Annotated in this window: 8 protein-coding genes; 1 reads left to right on the top strand and 7 read right to left on the bottom strand. The window is 45.8% G+C overall.

The genetic code is table 11. The annotated features are described in order from the left end of the window. The 4 genes from RH89_RS11795 to RH89_RS11780 all read right to left on the bottom strand — a co-directional run. Window positions 1-603, bottom strand: a 603-nt coding sequence (locus RH89_RS11795; RefSeq protein ID WP_038145661.1) for a TRAP transporter large permease subunit, incomplete at its 3' end; no start/stop codon positions are given. A 15-nt stretch (window positions 604-618) separates the two neighbouring features. Continuing rightward, complete coding sequence (locus tag RH89_RS11790; RefSeq protein ID WP_004402086.1) at window positions 619-1,143, bottom strand: TRAP transporter small permease subunit; 525 nt, start codon at window positions 1,141-1,143, stop codon at window positions 619-621. Window positions 1,144-1,299: 156 nt separating this feature from the next. Continuing rightward, the gene (locus RH89_RS11785) at window positions 1,300-2,397 is read right to left on the bottom strand and encodes a TRAP transporter substrate-binding protein (protein ID WP_004402085.1); all 1,098 of its coding nucleotides are present in this window, start codon (window positions 2,395-2,397) and stop codon (window positions 1,300-1,302) included. 385 nt (window positions 2,398-2,782) lie between these two features. Further along, window positions 2,783-3,151, bottom strand: a complete 369-nt coding sequence (locus RH89_RS11780; RefSeq protein WP_004402084.1) for a MarR family transcriptional regulator — start codon at window positions 3,149-3,151, stop codon at window positions 2,783-2,785. Window positions 3,152-3,350: 199 nt separating this feature from the next. Here RH89_RS11780 and RH89_RS11775 point away from each other — a divergent pair, with 199 nt between their 5' ends. After that, a complete protein-coding gene (locus tag RH89_RS11775; RefSeq protein ID WP_038123805.1) occupies window positions 3,351-4,031 on the top strand; it encodes a DUF2982 domain-containing protein in 681 nt (226 codons plus the stop codon). 25 nt (window positions 4,032-4,056) lie between these two features. Here RH89_RS11775 and RH89_RS11770 read toward each other — a convergent pair whose 3' ends face one another. The 3 genes from RH89_RS11770 to RH89_RS11760 form a co-directional block, all read right to left on the bottom strand. Continuing rightward, complete coding sequence (locus tag RH89_RS11770; RefSeq protein ID WP_004402082.1) at window positions 4,057-4,710, bottom strand: MBL fold metallo-hydrolase; 654 nt, start codon at window positions 4,708-4,710, stop codon at window positions 4,057-4,059. 91 nt (window positions 4,711-4,801) lie between these two features. Then, window positions 4,802-5,353, bottom strand: coding sequence for a peptidoglycan L,D-endopeptidase MepK (mepK, locus tag RH89_RS11765; RefSeq protein ID WP_004402081.1), 552 nt, complete (start codon window positions 5,351-5,353; stop codon window positions 4,802-4,804). A gap of 111 nt (window positions 5,354-5,464) precedes the next feature. Further along, window positions 5,465-6,361 carry a L,D-transpeptidase family protein gene (locus RH89_RS11760; protein ID WP_004402080.1) on the bottom strand — a complete coding sequence of 299 codons (897 nt, stop codon included), beginning with the start codon at window positions 6,359-6,361 and terminating at the stop codon, window positions 5,465-5,467. Window positions 6,362-6,403: the final 42 nt, after the last annotated feature.

Raw genomic sequence — 6,403 nt, 5'->3', positions numbered from 1 at the left:
AGCGGCTTCAGGGTTCATTTTGGCGTAAATCAAAATGTAGACAACATACGCTCCAACCAGAACTAAACCCGGTCCAACCGCTGCCTGAAAGAGATCGCCGACAGGTACACCCAAAACATCGCCCAGCAAGATCAATACAATGGATGGCGGAATAATTTGCCCCAAAGTGCCAGACGCACAAATGGTGCCGCACGCCAGCCCTTTGTCGTAATTGTATTTGAGCATAACAGGGAGAGAAATGAGCCCCATGGCGACAACAGATGCCCCTACAACACCTGTAGAAGCCGCCAATAGAGCTCCAACCAACACGGTTGAAATCGCAATACCGCCACGGACGGTGCCAAATAAGCGCCCCATAGCTTCTAGTAGTTGTTCAGCCAGTCGAGTTTTTTGCAGAACCAGCCCCATGAAAATGAACAACGGCACCGCCATTAACACTGTATTCTGCATGATTGACTCTATGCGATACGGCATAAAGGCAAACATTTCAGGACCTTCTGCCCAAACACCAAATAGCAGGGCAATACCACCAAAGGTAAAGGCAACGGGGAAGCCTAATAGTAAGGCCACCAGCGCTACCAGAAACATAACAATTCCTATCATAAAACTACTTCCCTGTTATCTGGTATGAGCTGGATTAGGATTAAAAATTTTGTTCAGTGAGTTCAGAAGCAATCCAATGCCACTCACTGCCATAAAGAAGAAAGAAACCGGGATCATGGCTTTAATGATCCATCGGTAAGGCAGACCACCCGGGTCGCCCGACGTTTCGCCGAGTTCATAAGACTCTCTGGCGAAGTCAATGCCGTACAAGGCAACAAGAAGACAAAACGGGAATAAGAAAAAAACGGTTCCCAGAATATCAATGATGGCGCGCGCGCGATAAGAAAGGCGTTCATAGAAGATATCGACGCGGACATGCCCTCCTGATTTTAGCGCGTAAGGCACACCAAGAAGGAAAACGCTGGAAAACAGGTGCCATTCCATTTCCTGAAAGGCAATCGATACGTCATTAAATACGTAACGCATCACGACATCGTAAACGACGTTTAGCAACAGCAGTAAAAATAGAATGCTGGCAACCCAGCCCAGCACATCGCTGATCCGGTTAAACAGTCGCTCCATGTAAATTAGGCTTCTCATTCCATACTCCTTGGAAAGACAAACTAGAAGAGGCAAGGTCTTGCAAATGGCTACGTCGACTGCTTTGGGGGGCGTAGTGTCCTTGCAGACCCTGTTTTTCTTGGGCTATTTGCCGAGGGTTCATCCCTCGGCATTTGGTTCAATGACCTGAAATAATTATTGTTGTGCCTGACTGTTCAGGTAAGCGCGGTGAGAAATATCTGTCCACGAGCGTACTTGCTTCAGATAGTCTGCCTGAGATTTTTGGATCTCTTTCGCCAGTTCGTTGCTTTCTGCGTGTTTCTTGAGAAGACGGTCGTTCGCTTCACGCAACGCGCTCATTACTTGAGGTGGGAAGTCTTTCACCTGAACATTTGGGTATTCAGACTTAATTGAAGACCAGTTCTTTCCGCTCTCGTGCGTGGCTTGCGTGTACATATCGTACGCGGCCGTTTTCATTGCAACACGCAAAATCGCTTTCAGGTCGTCTGGCAGACGTTTCCAGGTACGCTTGTTCACTAGGAACTGAAGCTCTGAACCTGGTTCATGCCAACCTGTGTAGTAGTAAGGTGCGATTTTGTGAAAGCCCATACGCAAGTCCAGAGAAGGACCTACCCACTCCAGTGCGTCGATAGTACGGCGCTCAAGCGATGTATACAGCTCACCCGGTGCGATGTTTGTTGGTTTCGCGCCCAGCTCTGCCAAGATTTCACCAGCAAAACCTGGAATACGCATTTTCAGACCTTTAAGGTCATCAACCGAATTGATCTCTTTCTGGAACCAGCCACCCATTTGGATATCGGTGTTACCGCCTGGGAAAGACATCAGGTTATGCGGAGAATACACTTTCTCCATCAGTTCCATACCACCACCGTGGTAGAACCATGCGTATTGCTCTGCCGGAGTCATACCGAAAGGCATAGACGTGAAGTAAAGCGTATTAGGTACCTTACCTTTCCAGTAGTAAGACCCTGAATGTCCCATGTCATACTGACCCGATTTCACCATGTCAAAAACACCCAGTGGTGCCTTGTGCTTGTTGGCAGAATCGATTCGGATTTGCAGACGACCATTCGACATTTCTTCAGCCATTTTGGCCATATTTTTGGTCGCGTCACCAAATACCGGGAAGTTTGGCCCCCAGGTTTCAGCTAGCTTAAGTCGGTAGACTTTGTCGGCAGCATTAGCTGAAGCTGTGACCAAGGCAGCGCAAGCCGCTACAGCGACAAAGGTGCCTTTAAGAGTTCGTTGGATTGATTTTTTTAAGAGACTCATTATTTCACGTCCTATGTTGTGTTTGTTCACAATCCATTCCTGTGTGGATTGCGAATTTCCCCAAGTGGAATAATGGGTTTGGTGCCATTAGCAGTACTTGGGTATCACAACAATGCCTGATTGAAGAGCATTAACCTATTCGGGAGAGCACGGACGTATTTCTTTACACCTACACCGTATTAGACTTTAGTTTTACGTACTAATACGTAGGATATTCAATTAAAAAATTATTGAAGCTATAAATTAAAAAGAGTTTTGAAATAATAGATAAAATTGAGAAGTAATTTCTACATAAGAACAAGTTCTAGATAGAAGTTAAAAATATTAAGATACAAAACGTAAAAAAGCCCCAAAAATTGGGGCTCCTTCACGATTCTTGATCGAATTATACTGGCTTGTACACAACCTTGTTGCCCGCCAGTTGCTCTTTAACTACCAGGTTTTCTTCTAGCAGTTTTTTAAGAGCGCCAGTTGCCCAAGAAGCCGCTTTTGCGTCTTCCTGACCAGCTTCCAGACCGATACCTTTAGGGTTAATGCCTTCAGGGTTCTTAGCTACGATGTCTAGAACGCTTTGTTGTTTTGGCGTTAAGCTAACCGTGGTTTGCGCTTTCGGTGCTGGCTTTTCCACTTTTGCTTCAACGGCTTTTTTAGCAGCAGGTTTTTTGGCTTCAGGAGCTGCTTTAGCCACATTTAAAGTCGCTTTGATGCGTTTTTGCAGTTTAGCCTGCACTTTACGTTTGTGAGCGAGTCTCATTGAGTTTTTCTCCATTTCACTGCTATACCGCGCAGTGGTGAAAAATTTGAAGCGCGAGTTATACCAAAAACTGACACTGATTTGTAGCCTAACGGCCACTTTCAACGTAAAAATGGGGGAAGAGCCTTTCAAAGGCTATATTTTATACAGAAACAAGGAATGCACTTTCTCCTCGGAGATGCATAGGAATTGCACCACAATGAATACGATTCACATGACAAACATACCATTCAGTTATCAGTCTCCAACAGGAAGATTGGTCATGGGCTTGGCGTGTCTGATTGCCTTCTTTCTTCTTATACTCTCTCCGGGAATTCAACAGGCGCTACTCTCTCTGTTTGGTTTGATTGCCTTTTTTGTGGTCACGCATTTTCTTATCGAGAAGAGTAAGGTGTCATTTACCCTCACTGCCACGCACTTTCAGCAGCATATGTTTAAAGGGGGCTGGGTAGTGAGGTGGAATAACATCAGTCATATTGGCGTCTGTACGTACTCTCAGGAGGGGTGGCATCAACCCATTCCGTGGATCGGCATTAAACTCAAAGACTACGAACCATATCTCGACAATATCTGCCCCAGAATCAGCACACAAATTCTCCTTGAACAGCGTTCCCTTCTTTATCTGGGTCTAAAACAGATGGATAAGAAGAACATTCCTTTCGAAGACATCGTGTTGGACTCAAAGCCTTACGAATCAAGTAACGGAGGGCAATACACAGGGCTACAAGCCATGCTGGCGAACCGGATGGCTTACCAGAGAGAAAATTTTGGTTACGATATTTTTATTTCGACGTCCGATTTGGACAGAAGCGGAGATGAATTTGTCGGCCTGGCAAGACGGTTTCTCGCGGCAGCCGACAAAGAAGATTTAATCAACTAGTTAGCTAAACCTAGGGGCTGTTGAGCTAGTAAAGAGGCATTTCATCAGCGACAAACGGGTTAGAAGCGCGTTCATGCCCGAATGTAGACTCCGGACCGTGACCAGGAATGAAATGTACATCGTTACCCAACGGCCAGAGTTTTTGCTTGATGGACTGGATAAGCGTGTTGAAATCCCCTTGAGGGAAATCGGTTCTTCCGATACCGCCGTTGAAAAGAACATCACCCACAAATGCGGTTTTAGAAGACTCATTGAACAAAATAACGTGCCCCGGGCTATGACCTGGCGTGAAGTAAACGTTCAGTACCTCATTACCAAAAGTGACAATGTCACCTTCATCTAGCCACTGTTTTGGTTCAAACGCTTCTGTAAGAGGGAATCCAAACATCTGGCTCTGCCCTTCTAACCCCTGAAGCCAGAAGTTATCGGCTTTATGAGGACCGATAATGTCGACACTGTGTGCATTGGCCAGTTCTTCTGCGCCGCCAACATGGTCCAGATGCCCGTGAGTCAGCACGACATTCACAACTTTAACGCCAAGTTCTTTGATAGTGGCTTCCAGTTTAGGTACGTCGCCACCCGGATCGACCACAATCGCGTCCATGGTCTCATCACACCAGACAATTGAGCAGTTCTGTTGAAATGAAGTCACCGGCACGACTCTGTATTGAAGGCTCATAAAAACTATCCCGTATTCATTTTAAACTGCGGGAACTATGACATTTGCCCCCTAGTTTTACAAGCCATTAGGTATGGGGAACAGACCCTAACTACCAGTTTCGGACAGGTCCAGTATCTATATGAATAAAATTACTTTTTGGGTAATAGCCTACGCCACCCGCTTTAAGAGATAAGGCTGCCTTTTTCACTTCAGACAGTTTGACGCCATCCAGTCGAAAGTCGATGGCTTTGCCAAGCATGTGGTAGCTCTTTTTCGCCACAGCCTTGGATTTGGCTCGTAACGCCTTATTAGTGGCAGGAGAGCGATAACCAGAGATGATCTGAACTTCGGCATCGCTGCCAATTAAGCCCTGAATGGAATTGATTTGGTCGAATAGTGCCGCGTCCATCGAATACACTTCATTGCGGCGGTGATCCCGGCACAGATGATTAAGACGCGCGAGTTCGCTTCCTACGTATCTCTGACCATCAAAATAACAGGACTCGAGAATCTCTCCGGTGTGCAGATTGTTGAACTGCAACGTTCTCGGCTGATTTGCATAAGTTGCAAAAACTGAGGGAGAAAAAGGCAATGAGACAAAAGTGCCAAGAACGGCGGTATTACGAAGGAAGTGTCTTCTCGAGATTTCTTTGGTTGTCATCTGAACGGTCTGGCGCGGTTTCCAAAGTCGCGACAGTAACCAGATTCCGTACAAGCGTCAATTAGTCATCAGCTCAAATTATTGACGGAATAGTGCCAAAGGTATGGTTAGTTATTGAGCAGAAAGATTTTTATCCAGATTGATCAAATTTGTAAGTTTCGCGTCAAAATTTGAACTACGACTCAGTTGATCGTATTTGTAGATGTCGCTTCGGTATTGCACCTGCCCTCTTTCTGTCCAAACCGTTTGATAAATAATAGAAACAGGAATGCGTTGTTTCAGTGCCACAGCAACCGTTTCTTCACGGCTGATTCTCTCTTGATGACTTGGACGCAGCTTAGAGTTGCTGGTTAAAAGCAGATTGGCAAAACCCTCGGCAGATTCAATTCGGATACAACCAGAACTGAATGCCCTTCTCGCCTTGGTGAACAGCGACTTCGCCGGTGTATCGTGGAGAAAAATGGCATTCTTATTTGGCGTATTGAACTTGTATTTGCCAAGTGCGTTGTATGGTCCTGAAGTTTGTCGGATTCGGTACGGAAAGCTGTCTGGGTCAATGGTTTGCCAGTCGATATCCTGTGGGTCGACCAGAGTCCGGTTATGCCAGCTTTCAACAATTTCATAATTGTGTTCCTGAAGGTAAGTTTCTTCCTCAATCGCTTTGGGAAGAATGTCTTTCACCATGATTTTCCTTGGCACATTCCAGCTTGGATTCACAATCACCGAATCCATTCTGGTATCAATGAGCGGTGTTTTCCTTGATGGACGCCCTACAATCACGTCTGAAGAAAACGCTTCTTTACCATCTAGCCAGTAAGACATCGAGTACTGCGGTACATTCACCAGAACAATCTGGTCGCGCTGCAATGGCCAGATACGTAGCCTTTGCGCATTCAGAGCTACAAGTCTTAAACGTTCTTCAATAGAAGCATTGATCCACTTAATGGTTTTCGGACCGATAATGCCATCTGCGTCCAGACCATGCTGAACCTGAAACTGACGAACCAAAATCGTCTAGAGGTTTAATCGTAGATTTTGTCATCGGCATTC

The sequence above is a fragment of the Vibrio nigripulchritudo ATCC 27043 genome, assembly GCF_000222685.1.
Lineage (GTDB): Bacteria > Pseudomonadota > Gammaproteobacteria > Enterobacterales > Vibrionaceae > Vibrio > Vibrio nigripulchritudo.
This window is presented reverse-complemented; position numbering and strand designations above follow the sequence as displayed.

Excerpts from the sequence above, each read along its gene's own strand:
- RH89_RS11790 (WP_004402086.1), bottom strand. The coding sequence starts at position 1,143 with ATGAGAAGCCTAATTTACATGGAGCGACTGTTTAACCGGATCAGCGAT.
- RH89_RS11785 (WP_004402085.1), bottom strand. The coding sequence starts at position 2,397 with ATGAGTCTCTTAAAAAAATCAATCCAACGAACTCTTAAAGGCACCTTT.
- RH89_RS11780 (WP_004402084.1), bottom strand. The coding sequence starts at position 3,151 with ATGAGACTCGCTCACAAACGTAAAGTGCAGGCTAAACTGCAAAAACGC.
- RH89_RS11775 (WP_038123805.1), top strand. The coding sequence starts at position 3,351 with ATGAATACGATTCACATGACAAACATACCATTCAGTTATCAGTCTCCA.
- RH89_RS11770 (WP_004402082.1), bottom strand. The coding sequence starts at position 4,710 with ATGAGCCTTCAATACAGAGTCGTGCCGGTGACTTCATTTCAACAGAAC.
- mepK (WP_004402081.1), bottom strand. The coding sequence starts at position 5,353 with ATGACAACCAAAGAAATCTCGAGAAGACACTTCCTTCGTAATACCGCC.